Below are 21,050 nucleotides of genomic sequence, written 5' to 3'. Positions count from 1 at the left end.
AACCATGGCCAAGACCAACCGGCGTAAACGCCACCGCCTGCTGGCGCTCTTCGCTGCGGGCGCGGTGGGCCTCGTCGTCGTGCTGATCGTCGCCGTCGTCATCGTCGTGCTGCGTCGGCCGGACGGCGGGTCGACCGCCATTCCGCCCACCGCGCTGCCGCCGACAGGCGTGCCCTCCGGGCAACCGGGTCCGAGCAAGCCGCGGCCGGAGTTCCAGGACGCCAGCTGCCCCGACGTCCAGGTGATCTCCATCCCGGGTACCTGGGAGTCCTCGCGGGCGCTGGACCCGTTCAATCCGGTGCAGTTCCCCAACGCGCTGCTGCTTCGCGTCACGAACCCGATCCGGGCCGAGTTCGGCACCGACCGTGTCGAGGTGTTCACGGTTCCCTACACCGCGCAGTTCCACAATCCGCTCTCGGCCGATCAGCAGATGTCCTACAACGACAGCCGGGCCGAGGGCACCCGGGCCGCGGTGCAGGCGATGACCGACATGAACAACCGGTGCCCGCTGACCAGCTACGTGCTCATCGGGTTCTCGCAGGGCGCGGTGATCGCCGGCGATCTCGCCAGCGACATCGGCAACGGGCGTGGTCCGGTGGACCAGGATCTGGTCCTCGGCGTGACGCTGGTCGCCGACGGCCGCCGCCAGGACAGCGTCGGCCAGGACATCGGACCGAACCCGGACGGCCAGGGTGCAGAGATCACGCTGAACGAGGTGCCGACGCTCTCCGCGCTGGGTCTGACGATGACGGGTCCGCGACCAGGCGGCTTCGGTGCGCTCAACGACCGCACCAACGAGATCTGCGCGCAGGGCGATCTGATCTGCGCGGCACCCTCGTCGGCGTTCAACATCACCCAGCTGCCCAAGACGTTGGAGGTGCTCAGCGGTGGGGCCGGGCAGCCTGTCCATGCGATGTACGCCACTCCCCAGTTCTGGAACATCGACGGCCAGCCGGCCACCGATTGGACCCTGAACTGGGCGCGGCAGTTGATTAGTAACGCTCCGCAGCCGAAACATGGCTGACATGTGACCGTGAAGATTTGGCGGCGGTCAGGCCGTCACCTAACATTAAGGGAAATCTAAGACCGTGGCCATTGAGGTGCGGTCTCAGAGGACTCGGTTGGCGGCTCAGGGGCGGGGCGCCGTCACCCCGGTACGATTTGGGGGTTTGGGATTCATCCCATGTGATTGGAGTTGAGATGGCGTTCCACAACCCGTTCATCAAAGACGGGCTGATCAAGTTCCCTGACAGCGGCAACCTGGTCAAGCACGTCGAGCGATGGGCCAAGGTGCGTGGCGACAAGCTGGCCTACCGGTTCGTGGATTTCTCGACCGAGCGTGACGGTGTCGAGCGTGACCTCAAGTGGGCGGACTTCGGCGCCCGCAACCGTGCCGTCGGCGCCCGGCTGCAGCAGGTCACCCAGCCCGGCGACCGCATCGCGATCCTGTGCCCGCAGAACCTCGACTACCTGGTCGCGTTCTTCGGCACCCTCTATGCCGGCCGGATCGCCGTGCCGCTGTTCGACCCGAACGAGCCCGGTCACGTCGGCCGCTTGCACGCCGTCCTCGACGACTGCTCGCCCGCGGCCGTCCTGACGACGACCGCGGCCGCCGAAGGTGTCCGCAAGTTCTTCCGCACCCGTCCGGCCAACCAGCGGCCGCGCGTGATCGCCGTCGACGCGGTGCCCACCGAGGTCGGCGCCACGTGGGAACCGGTCGAAGTGGACCACGACACCATCGCTTACCTGCAGTACACGTCCGGCTCGACCCGCATCCCGACCGGCGTGCAGATCACCCACCTCAACCTGGCCACCAACGTCGTGCAGGTCATCGAGGCGCTCGACGGTCAAGAAGGTGACCGCGGAGTGTCGTGGCTGCCGTTCTTCCATGACATGGGGCTCATCACCGTGCTGCTGTCCCCGATGCTGGGGCACTACATCACCTTCATGACGCCGGCCGCGTTCGTCCGTCGCCCCGGGCGGTGGATCCGGGAGATGGCGCGTAAGGAAAGCGACACCGGCGGCACCATCTCGGTGGCCCCGAACTTCGCCTTCGATCACGCGGCAGCGCGAGGCGTGCCGAAGGAGGGCGAAGAGCCCCTCGACATGTCGAACATCAAGTGCATCCTCAACGGCAGCGAGCCGATCTCGGCCGCCACGGTCAACCGGTTCAACGAGGCATTCAGTCCGTTCGGGTTCAAGCCGCAGGCCATCAAGCCGTCGTACGGTCTGGCCGAGGCGACGCTGTTCGTCTCGACCACACCGATGAACGCCGAGCCGCGGATCATCCACGTCGACCGTGATGCCCTCAACGAGCACCGCTTCGTCGAGGTGGCGGCCGACTCGCCCAAGGCGGTCGCGCAGGCCGGCGCCGGCAAGATCGGCGTCGCGGAGTGGGCCGTCATCGTCGACGCCGACAGCGCCACCGAACTGCCTGATGGCCAGATCGGCGAGGTGTGGATCAGCGGGCAGAACATGGGTACCGGTTACTGGGGCAAGCCCGACGAGACCACCGCGACCTTCCACAATCTCCTCAAGTCCCGTACCGAGCCGTCGCACGCCCAGGGCGCCGCCGACGACGCGACCTGGGTCCGCACCGGTGACCTCGGCGCCTATCACGATGGCGAGCTGTTCATCACCGGCCGCACCAAGGATCTGGTGATCATCGACGGCCGCAACCACTATCCGCAGGATCTGGAGTACTCCGCGCAGGAGGCGACCAAGGCGCTGCGCACCGGCTTCGTCGCCGCGTTCTCCGTGCCGGCCAATCAGCTGCCCGACGAGGTGTTCGCCGATGCCCACTCCGGGCTCAAGCGTGACCCCAACGACACCTCCGAGCAGCTGGTGATCGTCGGTGAACGGGCACCGGGTGCGCACAAGCTCGAGATGGGCCCGATCGCCGACGACATTCGCGCGGCGATCGCCGTGCGGCACGGCGTGACGGTTCGCGACGTCCTGCTCACCCCCGCCGGGGCCATCCCGCGGACGTCGAGCGGCAAGATCGGCCGGCGGGCGTGCCGCTCGGCCTATCTCGACGGAAGCCTGCGCAGCGGCAGGGTGGCCAACGCCTTCCCGGACCAGACGGACTGACGCCCAACTACAGCAACGGCAACGGCGGCCCGTGCGGGCCGCTTGTCGATCGTGAGGTTAAGTGAACATGGCTGACTCGCAAGAGAATTCGCGCGTACCGCACATGACCGTGAACGAGATGCGGGAATGGCTGCGCAACTGGATCGGCAATGCCACCGGGCAGTCGCCGGACTCCATCAGCGAGTCGACGCCCATGGTCGAGCTGGGGCTGTCCTCGCGTGACGCGGTGGCCATGGCCAGCGACATCGAGGACCTCACCGGTGTCACGCTGACCGCGACCGTGGCGTTCCGCCATCCCACGATCGAGTCGCTGGCGACGGTGATCATCGAGGGTGAGCCCGAAGCGGACATGGCCGCCCTCGATGCCGAGGACTGGTCGCGCCACGGTGACGAGGGCAAGCTCAACATCGCCATCGTCGGTGTGGGCACACGCTTTCCGGGGGACATGAACACCCCCGACCAGACGTGGGAGGCGTTGCTCGAGGGCCGCGACGCGATCACCGACCTGCCCCAGGGGCGGTGGTCGGAGTTCCTGTCCGAGCCGCGCATCGCCGAGCGGGTGGCCAAGGCCCGCACCCGCGGCGGCTACCTGAAAGACATCAAGGGCTTCGACTCCGAGTTCTTCGCGCTGTCGAAGATGGAAGCCGACAACATCGACCCCCAGCAGCGCATGGCGCTCGAGCTGACGTGGGAGGCGTTGGAGCACGCCAGGATTCCCGCGTCGAGTCTGCGCGGCGCCAATGTCGGCGTGTTCATCGGCAGCTCGGTCAACGACTACATGTTCATGTCGGTCGCCGATCCCACCGTCGCGCACCCCTATGCGATCACCGGTAACTCCAGCGCGGTGATCGCCAACCGCGTGTCCTACTTCTTCGACTTCCGCGGCCCGTCGATGGCCATCGACACGGCGTGTTCGTCGGCTCTGGTCGCCGTGCACGAAGGCATGAAGGCGCTACGCGCCGGGGACGCCGACGTCGTCCTCGCCGGCGGGGTCAACGCGCTGATCACCCCGTTGGTCACCCTCGGGTTCGACGAGGTCGGTGGCGTGCTGGCCTCCGACGGCCGGATCAAGTCGTTCTCCTCCGACGCGGACGGGTACGCCCGTTCCGAGGGCGGCGGCATGATCGTGCTGAAGCGTCTCGAGGATGCCCGCCGGGACGGCGACGACATCCTCGCCGTGATCGCCGGCGGTGCGGTCAACCACGACGGCCGCTCCAACGGCATGCTGGCGCCCAACCCGGATGCCCAGGAAGCGGTGCTGCGCAAGGCATACAAGGACGCCGGCATCGACCCGCGGTCTGTCGACTACGTCGAAGCCCACGGCACCGGCACGATCCTCGGTGATCCGATCGAGGCCGACGCGCTGGGCCGGGTCATCGGCCGCGGCCGCGCCGCCGACAAGCCGGCCCTGCTGGGCGCGGTGAAGTCCAATGTGGGACACCTGGAGTCGGCCGCCGGTGCGGCCAGCTTGGCCAAGGTGGCGCTGTCGTTGCGCAACAACAAGATCCCGCCGTCGATCAACTACGCCGGACCCAACCCCTACATCGACTTCGACGCCGAACACCTCAAGGTGGTCGACACGGTGGCCGACTGGCCCCGCTACAGCGGCCGGGCCATCGCCGGTGTGTCCGGGTTCGGTTTCGGCGGCGCCAACGCCCACCTGGTGGTGCGCGAGGTGCTCGCCAGCGATCTGGTCGAGCCGGAGCCCGAGCCCGACGTCGCGGTCGTGACGCCCGCCAACGACGACGCGAAAGCCGTGTACGTGGGCGGCGTGCGGATGGACGAGTACGGCGAATTCGTCGATGAGGACGACGATGACGACGCGCTGGACACCCCGGCCGTGGCCGCCGAGGGCGACTACGAACTGCCAGGCTTGACCGACGAGGCGCTGCGCCTGCTCGAGGTCGCCCGCGAACAGCAGGCCGCCGCCGACGCCGAGAATCCCCCGAATCCGATTGTCCCGCTGGCAGTCTCGGGCTTCCTGACCTCGCGCAAGAAGGCCACTGCCGCGGAGTTGGCAGACTGGATCGACAGCCCCGAGGGCCGGGCGTCGTCGCTGGAGTCGATCGGCCGCTCGCTGTCGCGGCGTAACCACGGCCGTTCCCGCGCCGTGGTGCTCGCCCACGATCACGACGAGGCGATCAAGGGTCTGCGGGCCATCGCCGACGGCAAACCCACCCCGCTGGTCATCAGCGCCGACGGCCCGGTGACCAACGGTCCCGTGTGGGTGCTCGCCGGCTTCGGCGCGCAGCACCGCAAGATGGGTAAGAGTCTGTACCTGCGCGACGAGACGTTCGCCGAGTGGATCAACAAGGTGGACAGCCTCATTCAGGACGAGCGCGGCTTCTCGGTCCTCGAACTCATCCTCGATGACGCGATCGACTACACCGACGAGACCACCGAGCTACCGATCGAGAAGGTGCAGCTCGTCATCTTCGCGATCCAGATCGCGCTCGGCGAACTGCTGAAGTCCCATGGCGCCACACCCGGTGCGCTGGTGGGGCAGTCGCTCGGCGAGGCGGCCGCGGCCTACTTCGCCGGCGGGCTCTCGCTGGAGGACGCGACCCGGACCATCTGCTCGCGCAGCCACCTGATGGGTGAGGGCGAGGCGATGCTCTTCGGCGAGTACATCCGGTTGATGGCGCTGGTGGAGTACTCGGCGGACGAGATCGACAGCGTTTTCTCGGATTTCAAGAACCTCGAGGTGTGCGTGTACGCCGCGCCGGGGCAGACGGTGATCGGCGGTCCGCCCGACGAGGTGGACGCGATCATCGCCCGCGCCGAATCGGAGGGCAAGTTCGCGCGCAAGTTCCAGACCAAGGGCGCCAGCCACACCTCGCAGATGGATCCGTTGCTCGGTGAGCTCGCCGCGGAACTGCAGGGCATCGAACCGCACCCGCTGCAGGTCGCCTACTACTCGACGGTGCACGAGGGCAACCTCGTTCGCGCCGGTGGCGAGCCGATCCACGACGTGGACTACTGGAAGAAGGGGCTGCGGCACAGCGTCTACTTCACCCACGGCATCCGCAACGCCGTCGACAACGGGCACACCACGTTCCTCGAGTTGGCGCCCAACCCGGTGGCGCTGATGCAGGCCGGGCTCACCACGGCCGACGCGGGTTTGCATGACGCGCAGCTGATTCCGACGCTGGCGCGTAAGCAGGACGAGGTCGACTCGATGACCACGGCCATGTCACATCTGTTCGTCTACGGCCATGACCTCGACTTCCGCACCCTGTTCCCGCGGAAGTCGCGCGGGTTCGGCGGGGCGCTGGATTTCGCGAACATCCCGCCGACCACGTTCAAGCGCAAGCCGCACTGGCTGGATGCGCACTTCACCGGCGACAGCTCCGGCGTGATGCCGGGCAGCCACGTGGCCACCCCGGACGGCCGGCACGTGTGGGAGTTCTCGCCGCGTCTGGGCGAGCGAAGCGACGGGACAGGTGTGGGCGAGGTCGACTTGGCGGCTCTGGTGAAAAGTGCTGCTGCGATGGTTCTCCCGGACGCCAAGCTGGTCGCCTCCGAGCAGCGCGCCGTTCCCGCCCAGGGTTCGCGCCTGGTGACCACGCTGACCCGCCATCCGGGCGGGGCGAGCGTGCAGGTGCATGCCCGGATCGACGAGTCCTTCACCCTCGTCTACGACGCGATCGTCAGCCGCGGTGGCGCGCAGACCGTGCTGCCGACCGCCGTCGGCGCCGGCACCGTTGCCGAGGTGTCGGTCGCGACGCCGGTCGAGGAGCCGGAAGAGACACCGGCGTTCGAGGCCGACAACCTGACCGCCGGGGCGAACCTCGGTGCGAGCTTCGCGAAGTGGTCCCCGGAGTCCGGCGAGACGATCGGCGAGCGGCTCGGCACGATCGTCGGCTCGGCCATGGGGTACGAGCCCGAGGACCTGCCGTGGGAGGTCCCGCTGATCGAGCTGGGCCTGGATTCTCTGATGGCGGTGCGCATCAAGAACCGCGTCGAATACGACTTCGACCTGCCGCCGATCCAGCTGACCGCGGTCCGCGACGCGAACCTGTATGCGGTGGAGAAGCTGATCGCGTACGCGATCGAGCATCGCGACGAGGTCGACCAGCTGGCCGAGGCCCAGAAGGGCAAGACGGCCGAGGAGATCGCGGCCGAGCAGGCCGAGATGATGGGCGGCGCAAGCACGGTCGCCGAACTCGAGGCCAAGCTCGCCGAGGCAGGGCACCCGATCGCGGCCGAACAGTCGCCGGCGGAGAAGATCGCCACCGATTCCGTGGAGGCCCAGCAGGATCTGACGATCCCGCCGCCCCTGTCCGATGTCGCGGTCCCCGCTCCGCCTACGGATCCGTCGGGCCCGGGCATCCCGCCCCCGCCCACCGACCCGAGCGGCCCGGCCGGTCCACGTGCTGAGAAGCCCAGCGCCGCAAGCCTCGCCGCGAAGGTCCTCACGCAGGAAGCGGTCACCGAGGCGCTCGGCGCCGACGTGCCGCCGCGTGACGCCGCGGAACGCGTCACGTTCGCCACGTGGGCGATCGTCACCGGCAAGTCACCGGGCGGCATCTTCAACGAGCTGCCGTCGATCGACGACGCGACCGCGCAGAAGCTGGCCGAGCGGCTCTCCGAGCGCGCCGACGGCGAGGTGACCGCCGACCAGGTGAAGGCCGCAGGCACCATCCAGGACCTGTCCACCGTCGTGCGCGATCTCATGGACGCCGGTGAGGTCGACGGCTTCGTGCGGACGATCCGGGCCCGGCCCGAGGGATCGAAGCGCATCCCGGTGTTCGTGTTCCATCCGGCGGGCGGGTCGACCGTGGTCTACGAGCCGCTGCTGAAGCGGTTGCCGCCGGACACCCCGATGTACGGGTTCGAGCGGGTCGAGGGTTCGGTCGAGGAGCGTGCCGCCGAGTACCTGCCGAAGCTGCGGGAGATCCAGGGCGACGGTCCGTACATCCTGGTCGGTTGGTCGCTCGGCGGGGCGTTGGCCTACGCGTGCGCGATCGGACTGAAGCGTGAGGGCGCCGACGTGCGGTTCGTCGGGCTGATCGACATGGTGCGTCCCGGCGAGGAGATCCCGCAGACCAAGGAGGAGACCCGCGCCCGGTGGGATCGCTACGCGTTGTTCGCGCAGCGCACCTTCAACGTCGAGATCCCCGAGATCCCCTACGAGGAACTCGAGGCGCTCGACGACGACGGTCAGGTCCGCTACGTCCTCGACGCCGTACAGCAGGCCGGGGTCGAGATCCCGGGCGGCATCATCGAGCACCAGCGCACGTCGTACCTGGACAACCGGTTACTCGAGACCGCGGAGATCCAGCCCTACGACGGCCACGTGACGCTGTACATGGCCGATCGCTACCACGACGACGCGATCTTCTTCGAGCCGCGCTACGCCGTCCGTCAGCCTGACGGCGGGTGGGGGGATTACGTCGAGGATCTCGAAGTGGTGCCGGTCGGGGGCGAGCACATCCAGGTCATCGACGAGCCGTACATTGCCAAGGTCGGGGCTCACCTGAGTGAGGCGATCACCGTGATCGAGAGCGAGAGCAAGTGACCACGAAAACGACGGCGGAATTGCTGACCGAGCTCCGCGAGAAGCTGGAGCTCGCCAAGGAGCCGGGCGGTGAGAAGGCCGTCGCCAAGCGCGCGAAGAAGGGCATTCCGAGCGCGCGGGACCGCATCTACGAGCTGCTCGATCCGGGCAGCTTCCTCGAGATCGGTGCGCTGGCCAAGACTCCGGGCGACCCGGACGCGCTCTACGGCGACGGCGTGGTCACCGGCCACGGCACGATCAACGGCCGCCCGGTGGGTGTCTTCAGCCACGACCAGACCGTCTTCCAGGGCTCGGTCGGCGAGATGTTCGGCCGCAAGGTCGCCCGCCTGATGGAGTGGGTGGCGATGGTCGGCTGCCCGATCATCGGCATCAACGATTCGGCGGGCGCGCGCATCCAGGACGCGGTGACGTCGCTGGCCTGGTACGCCGAGCTGGGCCGTCGCCACGAGATGCTGCGCGGACTCGTGCCCGAGATCTCGCTGATCTTCGGCAAGTGCGCCGGCGGCGCGGTGTACTCGCCGATCCAGACGGACCTGATCGTCGCGGTGCGCGACCAGGGCTACATGTTCATCACCGGTCCCGATGTCATCAAGGACGTCACGGGTGAGGACGTCACGTTCGACGAACTCGGCGGCGCCGACGTGCAGGCGCAGCGCGGCAACATCCACAAGGTCGTCGACTCCGAGGCCGCCGCCTACCAGTACGTGCGGGACTACCTGAGCTTCCTGCCGGCCAACCACTTCGACGACGCCCCGATCATCAACCCGGGGCTCGAGCCGGAGATCACGCCGCACGACCTCGAGCTGGACACGATCGTGCCGGACTCGGACAACCAGGCCTACGACATGATGGAGATCCTGCTGCGGATCTTCGACGACGGCGACGTGTTCGAGGTCTCCGATCAGCGCGGGCGCGCGATGATCACCGCGTTCGCCCGGGTCGACGGCCGGCCCGTCGGCGTCATCGCCAACCAGCCGATGGTGCTGTCCGGCGCGGTGGACAGCGAGGCGTCGGACAAGGCGTCGAGCTTCATCCGGTTCTGCGATTCGTTCAACCTGCCGCTGGTGTTCGTCGTCGACACCCCGGGCGCCATGCCCGGTGTCGAGGAGGAGAAGAACGGCATCATCAAGCGTGGCGGCCGGTTCTTCAACGCGATCGTGGAGGCCGACGTCCCGAAGGTCACCATCGTGGTCCGTAAGGCGTACGGCGGCGGCTACGCGGTGATGGGCTCCAAGCAGCTCTCGGCCGATCTGAACTTCGCCTGGCCGACGGCGCGTATCGCGGTGATCGGCGCCGAGGGCGCGGCGCAGCTGTTGGTGAAGCGCTTCCCGGACCCGACGGCGCCGGAGGTGCAGAAGATCCGCAAGGACTTCATCGAGGGCTACAACCTGAACATGGCCACCCCGTGGATCGCGGCCGAGCGCGGCTACATCGACGGCGTCATCGAACCGCACGAGACGCGGCTGCTGCTGCGCAAGTCGCTCAAACTGCTGCGCGACAAGCAACCGTTCCCCAAGGTGCTGCGCAAACACGGCCTGACGCCCATCTAGAACTGCAGTGCGGTTGGATAGAGCTCGTGTCGACTGACTTCACCGGGCTGCGTCGGGGTGCGCCGCTGGGCGATCCGCGCCTGGACCTGTGCGATTTGTATGTGTTCCCGTCCCCCAGGGACCCGGGCCGTACGGCGCTGATCCTGACCGCGAACCCGAACGCCGATGCGATGCATCCCGACGCGGTCTATCGCATCGCGATCGACAACGACGGCGACCTGCGCAACGACATCGCGTTCAACTTCGTCTTCAGTGAACCGGTGAACGGCAGGCAGAAGGTCGACGTCCGCCTCGCCCTTCAGGCCGAGGCACGCGTCGACGCCGCGGTGGGGTCGGAGATCTTCGGCGGCACGGACGTGTCGTTCGAGGACGAGCCGCATCTGTGGCGGTCGCGCTCGGGGTCTTTCTCGTTCTTCGCCGGGGCCCGCAGTGACGCCGCGTTCGAGGGCTCGAAGGTCATCGCGATGGCCGTGGAGCTGCCGACGGCCTACCTCGGTGCCGTGCCCGATGTCCGCATTTGGGCGCGGTGCAGCGTGAACACCGACGGTCGGTGGGTACACGCCGACCGTGTCGCGCATCCGTGGGTCAGCGGCTTCTTTCCCGACGACTCCGAACTCGCCGAGTTCAACGCCGGTGAGCCGAACCGGGACCAGGGTCGCTGGATGGGGCATCTCATCGAGTTGATGGCCGAGACCGGCGGCTACACCCGTGCCGAGGCCATCGACGCGATCGCGTCCGAGGGCACACTGCCCGACGTGCTGACGTACAACCCACGCAAGCCCGCCGGGTATCCGAACGGCCGCACGCTGCGCGACGACGTCGCCGACTACCGGTCGAAGTTCCTGACGAACGGCCGGACCAGCCTGACCGACTTCGCGCCGCGTGAGGAATTCCTGCCCGACTTCCCCTATCTCTGCGCGCCGTAGGGGTCTCGCGATGCCGCTGACCGACGGAGACGTGATCGCGGGCTACACCGTCATGCGGCTGCTGGGCTCGGGGGGCATGGGTGAGGTGTATCTGGCGCGCCATCCTCGGCTGCCGCGCAACGACGCCCTGAAGGTGCTCTCGGCCGCGGTGTGCGCCGACACCGAGTACCGGGAGCGCTTCAACCGGGAAGCCGACATCGCGGCGACGCTGTGGCATCCGCACATCGTCTCCGTGCACGACCGCGGGGACTTCGACGGCCGGTTGTGGTTGTCGATGGACCACGTCGAGGGCACCGACGCCGCGCGGCTGCTCGCCGAGCGCTATCCCGACGGGATGCCGCCGGATCTGGTGGTCCGCATCGTCACCGCGGTGGGGGAGGCGCTGGACTACGCGCACGCGCGCGGCCTGCTGCACCGCGACGTCAAGCCCGCCAACATCCTGATCGCCGACCCTGATACCGATGAAGAGCGAATTCTGTTGGCGGACTTCGGTATTGCGCGCCGTGTAGGTGAGGTGAGCGCGCTGACGGCCACGGACATGACCGTCGGCACGGTCGCCTACTCGGCGCCCGAGCAGCTCACTGCCGACAAGGACATCGACGGGCGGGCCGACCAGTACGCTCTGGCGGCGACGGCGTACCAGCTGCTGACGGGTTCGCCGCCGTTCCAGCATTCCAACCCGGCGATCGTCATCAGCTCGCACCTGTCGGCGCGCCCGCCGTCGATCGCGCAGGCGCGCCCGGACCTGTCGGGGCTGGGCGGAGCGTTGGAGAAGGCGCTGGCGAAATCACCGGCAGACCGGTTCGAACGCTGCATCGACTTCGCGAGGGCGTTGGCCAACCGGACGGGGACGATGGCCCCGGCGCTCGGTGCCGATCCCCACGCGACGATGCCGGCGCAGGCGGCGACGGCCGGTCCGCGTCATGCCAGGACGGGGCGGGCTGCCGCGCGGTCCCGCGGGCGCATCCTGGCGGTGCTTGCGCTGGTGCTGTCTGTGCTGGCGGTGGCAGCGACGTTGTTCGTGGTGCTGCGCGACGAGCCGACGAAGACGGCCAGCGTGGCCGTGCCGGTGGTGGTGGTCGGCGCGGACTGCGGGACGCTGGGCGGGGCGGGCATCACCGAGCAGGGTGCACAGGCCTACTGCGCGCGGGTGAGCGGGTCGGATCAGCAGCTGTGGTCTTTGTATTCGTCGGACATCGCCAAACCCACCGGCACCGGCGACGTCCCGGTGCAGGTGTGCGTGCAGCAGACCAAGCTGTCCCAGGACGACTGCCAGGGTGACATCGCTCGGGAGAATGCCGACCCCGGCGCGAACGACGAGACGAACTAGGTCAGACGCGGCGGTACAACCGGATCGACACCGCGCAGAGCCACGCCCAGCTCAGCACGACGGCGACGGTGAACGTCAGAAGCGCGGGGGTGCCGCCCTGCCCGGAGGACAGCCACAGGAAGCTCACCGCGAACACGAGCCCCACGATCCGCGACGGCCACCCGCCGTAGGTGAAGCACGCCGCGACCAGGCATGCGAAGCCCACACCGGCGACGGCGAAGTGGGTGATTCCGTGCCAGGTCACCACTCCCGGGCCTGCCGGGGTGCCCGGCGGGAAGCCGTCGGACGGGTCGGCGCGGAACATCCCGGCGAGGATCAGCGCCGCCCCGTAGACGCCGAGCAGGCCAGCCGTCCACGGCGCCCGTCGTCGCGCTCCCAGGGCACGGCCGACGCCGACGGCGGCGGCGATCGTCATCGCGCCGCAGATGATGAAGGTGGCGATCTGGATCCAGCCGAGGCTGCCGTTGGCGAGTTGGCTCGCCGCGTGCCGGGTCGGGTCGAACCCGTCGCGGGTGGCGGCTTGCGCGGCCACCGAGATCACGTAGACGGGGCCGGCAATAACTCCGTAGCCGAGCAACGATTTGGTGATGCGGTCCGCCAGTGGCGGGCAATCCGTCGTGGTCACGGCGTCCTCCGTGTCAGAATGGAACTAGACCGTACAGTACCCAAAACTGGACTGTCCAGTACCAGCGAGGTGAGATGCCGGAACCGACGAGCCGCTCGGCGCGCAAGCGTGCGACGATCCTGGCCGAGGCGCGGCGGCTGTTCCTGGCGCACGGCTACCAGGGCACCAGTGTCGACGCGATCGCGGCCGCCGCCGCAGTGTCCAAGCAGACGGTCTACAAGCAGTTCGGCGACAAGCACGCGCTACTTCTGGCGATCGTCGACGAGGCCTTGACTTCCACCGTCGGCAGCTTCGAGGCGCGCGTCGCAGAGCTCGCCGCCACGGCCGATCTCGAACAGGATCTGACGTCGCTGGCGCGTGACTACCTGCACGCTGTGCTGGCCGAGCCGGTCGTGCAACTGCGGCGCCTGGTGATCGGAGAGGCCACCCGCGTACCCGATCTCGCCGAGGCGTATCTGCAGCGCGCGCCGGGCCGGATGCTGGCCGCGTTCGCCGACTGCTTCGCGGCGCTGGATCGCCGCGGCCTGCTGAAGGTTGCGGACACAGCGGTCGCCGCAGAGCATTTCGCGTTCCTGATCGTCGGCCGGTGTATCGACGAGGCGTTGTTCCGTGGCGGTCCCGCGGTGCAGGAGAGTCTCGACCTCGACCGCCAGGCGCGGAACGGGGTACGGGTGTTCCTCGCCGGCTACGGCACCGGCTAGATCCCCCCGGTCAGATCTCGGTCAGCGCCAGCCACTCCTGGACGCCGAATCCGTTGTCGCGGGCCGAGATCCGTGCGCCACCGTGGCCGGGATAGTGCGCCGGCACGACCGCCGCTCCTCGGCGAGCGGCCTCGGTCAGCACGCGGTGGCGGGCGCGCGCCGCGGCAGCCGGGTTCTCGTCGAACGCGCACGGATCTTCGGGTCGGATCAGCTGGATCGGGCAGTGGGTGAGATCGCCGACGAACACGGCGGGTACGCCGGCGTCCAGCCACACCACCGACGAACCGGGCGTGTGTCCAGCCGCGGGCCGCAGCCACAGTGAGTCGCTGAGCTGATGGTCACCGGAGTACAGCTCGGTCTGGTCGGCGACCGGAATCACACTGTCGGCGAAGACGATCTGCATGCCCTCGTTGGCGCTGTCGCCGTCGGGGGAGAAGTGGCGGTAGTCGAGTTCAGGCATCAGGTAGCGGGCGTTCGGGAACGTCGGCACCCACTCTCCGTCGACCTGGCGGGTGTTCCATCCGACGTGGTCGGTGTGCAGGTGTGTGTTGACCACGACGTCGACGGATTCCGGGGTGACCCCGGCCGCTGCGAGCGCGTCGAGATATCCGGTCTGCAGCTGGTGCAGCGGCGGGAAGTGTGGCCGGTGCCGGTCGTTGCCGACCCCGGTGTCGACGAGCACGGTCAGCCCGTCGACCCGCAGCACCCACGTCTGCATCGCGATCTTCCACTGGTCGGCCTCGCGGTCCCAGAACAGCGGCTCCAGGAGGTGGGCGTTGTCGGCCCAGGCCTCGGTGGGGGTCTGGCCGAACAGATCGGTGCGCATCTGGACCCGCAGCTCGACCACCCGGGTCAGCGTGGCCCGGCCGAGCTGGACGGAATCGGTCACGGCTCGATGCGCATCGGACCGGGCGACCACAGCCCGGAGCGGCTGGCTTCACCGAGGTCGATCTGCGCCGGCTGCGCGTCGACGATGGTGTCGAACCGGCGTAGTGAACCCCAGTCCTGCCCCCAGTCGTGCGACAGGTAGGTCGACATGACCGACGCCCGCAACAGCAGGTCCGTGATCCCGAGCAGGCCACCGTTCTTGCCGTCCTGCCACGTGTCGGTGCTCTGAAGTTTGGCGAAGTAGTCGGGCGAGATGCGGAACTTGGGGATGTCGGTCACGCCGTTGGCATGCAGCATCGGCTGCTGGCACGGGAACACCAGCCCCACCGCCCAGTCCATCAGCACGGGCTGGGTCGATCCGACGTACTCCTGCACCGAGCGCACCTCGGGGACCCGCGGCGGGGTGACGGCGACCCAGTCGCCCTGGCCGAGCGACAGGTCTTCGGCGACCACCCGCACTGCCACGGCGTCGGCCGGGATCTCCGAGCGCGGGTAGCGCAGGTTGCGCCACGACGGAGTGGGGCCGATGTCGTAGGGCTGTACGCGGCCGGCGGGCACCGGCGCTCCGTCGGCGCCGCGGGTGGCGTATTCGAGTTCGACCTTCTGCCCCGACGTCAGACCGTTGGCGACACTCGTCCCCTCGATGGTGCCCGCCGCCGTGATCACCACGAGAGGATGCGCGTCGTCAGGAGCGGGCAGTGCGTACCAGGCCGAGGTGAGGCGGCTCTCCTGTTGTGCGGCAGTCGAATACGAGCCGGCGACCGGGACGCGGGCGGGGTCCAGGCCGTAGGGCAGCGGGACCGTGGACCCGTTCAGCCCGGGCCGGGACAGCTTGATCGGGCGGTTCCAGTCGTAGTCGGTGCCGGGTTGCGGATTGTTCAGCCTGATCGCCTCGGCGATGATCTTCTCCGGAACCCCGTTGGGGGAGAAGCCCGTTGGCGTCGCACCGCCGAGCGGTCCGAGAGGTCCGTAGTCGCCAGGCAGTGGTGCCAGGAAGCCCGCGTTCGAATCCGGTTCCACCAGAACGTCGTCGGCCAACCCGCAGCCGCCGGCCAGCGCCCGCACGTTGGCCCATCCGTTGGAGTAGGTCGGGTATTGGCGCGCCACGCCGATCGCCATCGAGGCGACCGACACCACGACCATCAGGCCCGCGGCGATCGGGATCGGCGCGGCGGTCAGCAGTCGCACCACGCGAGGTTCGCGCCGCGGTCTCAGATGGAGCCAGAAGGCCCACAGCGCAGCCACCGCGAACAGCGCGAAGAACATGGTGCTGACGGTCACGCCGCCGATCTTGGGTACCGAATTGTTGAACGGCACACCGAAGTTCGACACGTACCACCAGCCGTTGGTGGAGGCGAAGCACAGCGCCAGTACGAAGAAGACCAGCGACAGGAACGCCATCCGGTTGCGGGCCGAGCGCAGCACCACCGGCGACACCATGACCGTGGCCAGCGCCGCCATCGCGCCGCCCACCGCCGCGAACAACCCGAAGTGGTGGATCCACTTGGTGGGGGTGAACATCAGGAAGAAGATCGTCGCGAAGATCACGCCCATCAGGCGCCAGGCCGGCCCGCGGGCGACGCCGGGAACACGCTTGCGGCGCAGCATCATGAACAGCGACGGGAACAGACACATCGCGGTGAACAGGAACGCCACCCGGCGTTCGATGGCGCCGTCGGTGGTCGGCAGGATCAGGTAGTAGTACCGCAGGTTCTCGGTGTACCACTCCTGACTCGGCCCGATCGCGGTGCGGATCTTGGTGGCTTCCAACACCGTTGCGATCGTCTGGTCGGCGAACACCACCGTCAGGATCACGGTGCCTGCTGCCAGGAGAGGGGCGATCAGTGGCCACGTGCCCACCAGTGCGCGTCGCCGCATCACGATGCGCAGGATCGGGCGGCCACCGGCGACCAGGGCGGCCACGGCGATCAGCCCGGTCGGCTGGATGCCGAGGGTGAACGCGGCGGTGAGCGTGGCGAGTGCGGCCGGGGTGAGCCGGCCCGAGGTGATGGCCCGCTCGATCAGCACGTAGGTGACCAGAGCACCGGTGGCGATCTGCCCTTCGGGACGCAGCCCGTTGTTGAACGGCATCCACGCCGCCAGCAGCACCAGACCGGCCGCCCACATCGCGGCCCGGCTCGATGACACCGCGGGGCCGAGTCGCGGCAGCACCTCCCGCGAGAGCAGCAGCCAGCAGATCATCGAACAGATCAGGTCGGGCAGCCGGATCCACAGGCTGGCGTCGCTGACATGGGTCATCAGCGCGAGCACGTTGTAGTACCAGCCGAACGGATCCTCGGGGCTGCCGAACCAGCGGAAGTAGTTGGCCATGTAGCCGGCATGGTCGGCGGTGCGCGCCATCTGCATCTGGTAGCCGTCGTCCGAGGAGCCGGCTCCGATCACGTACCAGAGCAGGAACCCGCCGACGACGACGATGTCGACCACAGTGAAGGTGCGCCACCGGGTGGGGATCACGCGATGCATGCGGTGCCCGTCGAGGCGATCCAGCCGCCACAGCGCCAGCAGGGCGATCACCGTCGACACCATGGCCAGCAGCATCGCGGTGAGTTTCAGCGCGCTGGGGTGGGTGGTGTAGCGGGTGTCGATCGTCGCCGAGAACTGCAGCCCGGGCGGCGCCGGGCCGACCAGATCGGTGAACACCCCCACGATCGCCGGCCGCAGGTTGGGGTCGGCATAGCCGGTGCGCTGGGCGGACCCGTCGGACTTCTTCAGCCCGACGAATTCGGCGAACGTGCCGTCGTGCGAGGACGTGATGTCCAGGCGCTCGCAGCCGCCGATGCGGTTGCGGTTGACGCTGGCCACCACGACGTTGCGGACGATGACGTCGACGCGGGAGGAGGTGACGTTGACCAGCATCGCGTTCAGCGCGGCGTCGCGGCCCTGCGCGGGTGCGGTGCCCAGCACCAGTCCGCCCCTGGCCGGCATGTCGGCCAGCACCGCGCACGGAATGGAGGCGGTGAGCGTGACGGGGGCCTGCGCGATCAGCGGCGCGGTGACGTCGTCGGCCCGGCCCTGCTGCGGCCAGTTCAGCGTCGCTGTGGTCTGCGTGACCGGCAGCAGAGGAGTCGCCACGGCCAGCACGAAGCCGAGCAGGCCGGCGATCGTCGCGACCCAGCGCGCCACCTTCACGTCGTCGCGCATCACGGGAGGGCCCTAATGGGTCCGCCACGGCTCCAGCCGAACACGCGTGTCGATCCTTCCTCGACGACGGCGTCGGGCGCCTCGTCGCGCGGTACGACGCGGATGTAGCGCTCCAGTGAGCCCCAGTCGCGGTACCAGTCACCCTTCAGGTAGGTCGGAATCGTCGCGGTGCGCAGCAGCGCCTGGATGAACAGGAACGGTCCTCCGGATTCGGCGGATTGCCACTGGTTCGACGAGACCACCATCTGCTTGAAGTTCGGGATGATGCGGTACTGCGGCAGCTCGGCGATCCCGAGGTGCTCGGCGAACGGGCGCTGGCAGGGGAAGTTCGCCGCGGTGGCGATGTCCATCATCACCGGGGTGTCCGACCCGAGGAACTGTTCGGCGGTCTCCAGCACCGGGACCCGCGGCGGGGTGAACCCGAACCACTGGTCCTCCGACAGGTTGGGGTCGTCGGCGACGATGCGGGCGACGTTGGCCTCCGGCGGTGCCGTCGTCATCGGGAAGCGCAGGTTGCGCCAGGCCTTCTGCTGGAAGATGTCGATCGGCTGGACCTCATTGAGCGCCTGGTAGGACCCGTCGGGCCGGTGCACTCCCCACTGCAGCTTCAGTGACTGGCCGTAGTTGAACGAGCCGTCTTCGTTGTAGTACCAGATGGCTCCGGCGGCGGCGACGCTCACCAGCGGCCGGTCCGGGGTTCGGGGCGGCAGTTGGTACCAGGCCGAGGTGGCTTTCGCCGCGATGGCGTTCTCGCCGTAGCTGCCCATGACCGGCGTGCGCTTGGGGTCGAGGCCGAACGGGAGGAATACCCGGGAGCCGTTGACGCCTTCCGGTCCGTAGCCGCCGCCGGTGCCCGCCGCGTATCCGATGCCGATGTTCGGCTTGTCGACGGGGCCGTCGGAGTTGACGGTGCCGGGATTGGCGGCGACCGGCTCGGCCGGTTCGAGGGTGTCGCTGACGCCGTTGGGCGTGAACCCGACCGGGTCCTCACCGCCGAGCGGCCCGTACTGCCCCCATCGCTGGTCCGGAACGGGTTGCAGCATGCCGGCATTGGTGTCGGCTTCGACGAGGACGTCGTCGGCCATCGCGCAGCTGTCCGTGCCCAGGCCGGAGCGCAGCGCGGCGATGTTGGCGGAGCCGGTGGTGTAGACGGGGTAGCGCCCCGCGGTCGCCTTGAGCATGGAGCCGAGCTCGAGGACGACCATGATGATCGCGACGATCAGCATCGGCGTCGAGGCCAGCGCACGGTTGCGGCCGGTGTCGGCGACCTGGGTGTGACCGGCGTAGTCGATGCGGAAGTGCAGCCAGGCCGAGAGCAGACCGCCGGCGATGGCCAGCACCAGGAAGATCGTGGTGACCGGGAAGTGCGCGATCACGGGCTGTTTGTCGAACCAGGGCACCCCGTAGTTGCCGACGTAGAACCAGCCGTTGATGCCGGAGGTCGCCCAGGCGAGCACGAACAGCAGGGCCGTCACGTACAGCGCCAGGTTGCGGCGGCTGTGCAGGCCGACCCGGGCGAACGCGAACGCCGTCACCCCGCCGAGCGCGCCGGCCAGCCCGGCGAACGCGCCGAACTGCGCGGCCCACTTGGTCGGGGTCAGGGTCAGCAGCAGCAGACCGATCGCCGCACTGCCCGTCAGCCGCCACACCGGTCCGCTCACCGCACCGGGCACACGGCCGCGGCGCAGCAGCACCACGATCAGCCCGAACACGCACAACAGCAGCAGGAGCACGGCGAAGCGGCGGGTCAGGGAGCCGTCGACGCTGTCTTCCACGGTGAGGTAGTAGTAGCGCAGGAACTCCTGGTACCAGGGAATGGTCGGCCCGACGGTGTACTTGATGCGCACCGATTCGGCGACGGTGGCCAGCGTCTGGTCGCGGAACACGATCACCGAGATCAGCGAGAGGGCCGCCACCAGCGGTAGCAGGGTCGCGGCGAATCCGTCGGTGCGGCGGCGGGCGGAGACGATCTGCGTGATGCCGCGAGCGCCGACCAGCAGGGGCGCCAGCGCAACCAGACCCTGCGGCGCCAGCGTCACCGAGAACATCGCGATCACGATCGCCACGGCGGCCGGCCACAGCCTGCGCGTGCCGAGCGTCCACTCCACCAGCATCAGGACCGCGACCACCGCGAAGGCGATCAGCGGTTCAGGGCGCAGCCCGTTGTTGAACGGCAGCCACGCGGCCAGGAACACCGCCGCGGCGGTCCAGGTGGCCACCCGGTTCGCGGCGACGCGGCGGCCCAGCCGCGGCAGCAGGCAGCGGCTGACGATCAGCCAGGTACCGATGCCTGCGAGCAGCGCAGGCAGCCGCATCCACACCCCGGCGGCGCTGATCGAGGCCAGGTGGGCGAGCACGCTCTGGTACCAGTCGAACGGCGCCTCGGATGCCCCGAAATAGCGGTAGTAGTTGGTGGTGTAGCCGGCCTCACCGGCCACCCGCGCCATCGTCAGGTTGTAGCCGTCGTCCGACGACGTCGCGCCGACGACGTGCCAGGCCAGCAGCCCGCCGATCACGCCCAGGTCGGCCACCCAGGTCGCCCAGCCGACGCGGCGACGGGTGCGGGGCGGGCGCCGTCCGGACACCCGGTCGAGCAGCGCGAGCGCGATGATCGAGCCGACCACACACACGACGCCGAGCGCCATCACGAGTGTCTTCAGCGCCGACGGGGTGGTGATGAAGCGGGTGTCGACGTCGATACGGGCGTTCAGGCCCGCAGTGACGGGGACACGAAGGTCGGTGAACACCCCTGCCACCTGCGGGCGTTTGTCGACGCTGAGCGTGCCGGTAGCGCCCGGGATGCCGACGAAATCGGCGCCGACCGCACCGATGTTGGCCCACAGGCGCAGCTCGCTGCAGGCGCCGCGGTTCACGTCCTGCCGGGGTGCGACGGCGGCGACGGTGTCGCGGAACGCGACGTAGACGACGTCGGCATTGGCGCGCACGAACAGGCCGTTACGGCCGGCGTCGATCCCGTTGGCCGGAATCGTCGAGAACACCACGCCGCCGTCCGCGGGCAGGCTCGTCACGGCCGTGCAGGGGATCGTGACGTCGAGCGACTTGGGGGCACCGGAGACCAGCGGTGCGGTGATGTCGCTGACGAAGCCGTCGGCGTCGGCGCCCTGCGGCCACAGGACCGTCGCGGTCTGCTGGGTGACCGGAAGCAGCGGTGCGACACCGCAGCACAGGATGCCGACGAGTCCCAAAACTCCCGCGAGGATCGCGACGAGACGGGGACTGCGGGCAGGCACGAGGCT

Annotated in this window: 11 protein-coding genes; 7 read left to right on the top strand and 4 right to left on the bottom strand. The window is 68.9% G+C overall.

The window, feature by feature from the left end; translation table 11 throughout:
- Positions 1–4: 4 nt before the first annotated feature.
- From culp6 to ACZYYX_RS01605, 6 genes are all read left to right on the top strand, one after another.
- Positions 5–1,024 carry a carboxylesterase Culp6 gene (gene culp6, locus ACZYYX_RS01630; RefSeq protein ID WP_463812654.1) on the top strand — a complete coding sequence of 340 codons (1,020 nt, stop codon included), beginning with the start codon at positions 5–7 and terminating at the stop codon, positions 1,022–1,024.
- Positions 1,025–1,200: 176 nt separating this feature from the next.
- The gene (fadD32, locus tag ACZYYX_RS01625) at positions 1,201–3,090 is read left to right on the top strand and encodes a long-chain-fatty-acid--AMP ligase FadD32 (RefSeq protein ID WP_463812653.1); all 1,890 of its coding nucleotides are present in this window, start codon (positions 1,201–1,203) and stop codon (positions 3,088–3,090) included.
- Positions 3,091–3,157: 67 nt separating this feature from the next.
- On the top strand, positions 3,158–8,611 hold the full coding sequence (gene pks13 / locus ACZYYX_RS01620; protein ID WP_463812652.1) for a polyketide synthase Pks13: 5,454 nt from the start codon (positions 3,158–3,160) through the stop codon (positions 8,609–8,611).
- Entirely contained in the window at positions 8,608–10,161 is a 1,554-nt protein-coding gene (locus tag ACZYYX_RS01615; RefSeq protein ID WP_463812651.1) for an acyl-CoA carboxylase subunit beta, read from the top strand. The genes pks13 and ACZYYX_RS01615 overlap by 4 nt, the downstream gene beginning before the upstream one ends.
- 26 nt (positions 10,162–10,187) lie before the next feature.
- The gene (locus ACZYYX_RS01610; RefSeq protein WP_463812650.1) at positions 10,188–11,087 is read left to right on the top strand and encodes a DUF4331 family protein; all 900 of its coding nucleotides are present in this window, start codon (positions 10,188–10,190) and stop codon (positions 11,085–11,087) included.
- Between the two features lie 10 nt (positions 11,088–11,097).
- Positions 11,098–12,417 carry a serine/threonine-protein kinase gene (locus ACZYYX_RS01605; RefSeq protein ID WP_463812649.1) on the top strand — a complete coding sequence of 440 codons (1,320 nt, stop codon included), beginning with the start codon at positions 11,098–11,100 and terminating at the stop codon, positions 12,415–12,417.
- 1 nt (position 12,418) lies between these two features.
- Here ACZYYX_RS01605 and ACZYYX_RS01600 read toward each other — a convergent pair whose 3' ends face one another.
- A complete protein-coding gene (locus ACZYYX_RS01600) occupies positions 12,419–13,042 on the bottom strand; it encodes a DUF998 domain-containing protein (protein WP_463812648.1) in 624 nt (207 codons plus the stop codon).
- Between the two features lie 74 nt (positions 13,043–13,116).
- Here ACZYYX_RS01600 and ACZYYX_RS01595 point away from each other — a divergent pair, with 74 nt between their 5' ends.
- Entirely contained in the window at positions 13,117–13,743 is a 627-nt protein-coding gene (locus tag ACZYYX_RS01595; RefSeq protein WP_463812647.1) for a TetR/AcrR family transcriptional regulator, read from the top strand.
- A gap of 10 nt (positions 13,744–13,753) precedes the next feature.
- Here ACZYYX_RS01595 and ACZYYX_RS01590 read toward each other — a convergent pair whose 3' ends face one another.
- The 3 genes from ACZYYX_RS01590 to ACZYYX_RS01580 are packed head-to-tail and all read right to left on the bottom strand — an operon-like array spanning position 13,754 to position 21,044.
- Positions 13,754–14,632 (bottom strand): MBL fold metallo-hydrolase, encoded by an 879-nt coding sequence (locus tag ACZYYX_RS01590; protein WP_463812646.1) that lies wholly within the window; start codon positions 14,630–14,632, stop codon positions 13,754–13,756.
- Positions 14,629–17,793, bottom strand: a complete 3,165-nt coding sequence (locus ACZYYX_RS01585) for an arabinosyltransferase domain-containing protein (RefSeq protein ID WP_463812644.1) — start codon at positions 17,791–17,793, stop codon at positions 14,629–14,631. Before ACZYYX_RS01585 ends, ACZYYX_RS01590 begins: the two co-directional genes overlap by 4 nt.
- A complete protein-coding gene (locus ACZYYX_RS01580; RefSeq protein ID WP_463812643.1) occupies positions 17,793–21,044 on the bottom strand; it encodes an arabinosyltransferase domain-containing protein in 3,252 nt (1,083 codons plus the stop codon). Before ACZYYX_RS01580 ends, ACZYYX_RS01585 begins: the two co-directional genes overlap by 1 nt.
- Positions 21,045–21,050: the final 6 nt, after the last annotated feature.

The sequence above is a fragment of the Mycobacterium sp. IDUB_1 genome (assembly GCF_055419625.1).
The sequence above is the reverse complement of the archived record's forward strand: the minus strand, read 5'-3'. Positions and strand labels throughout refer to the sequence as shown.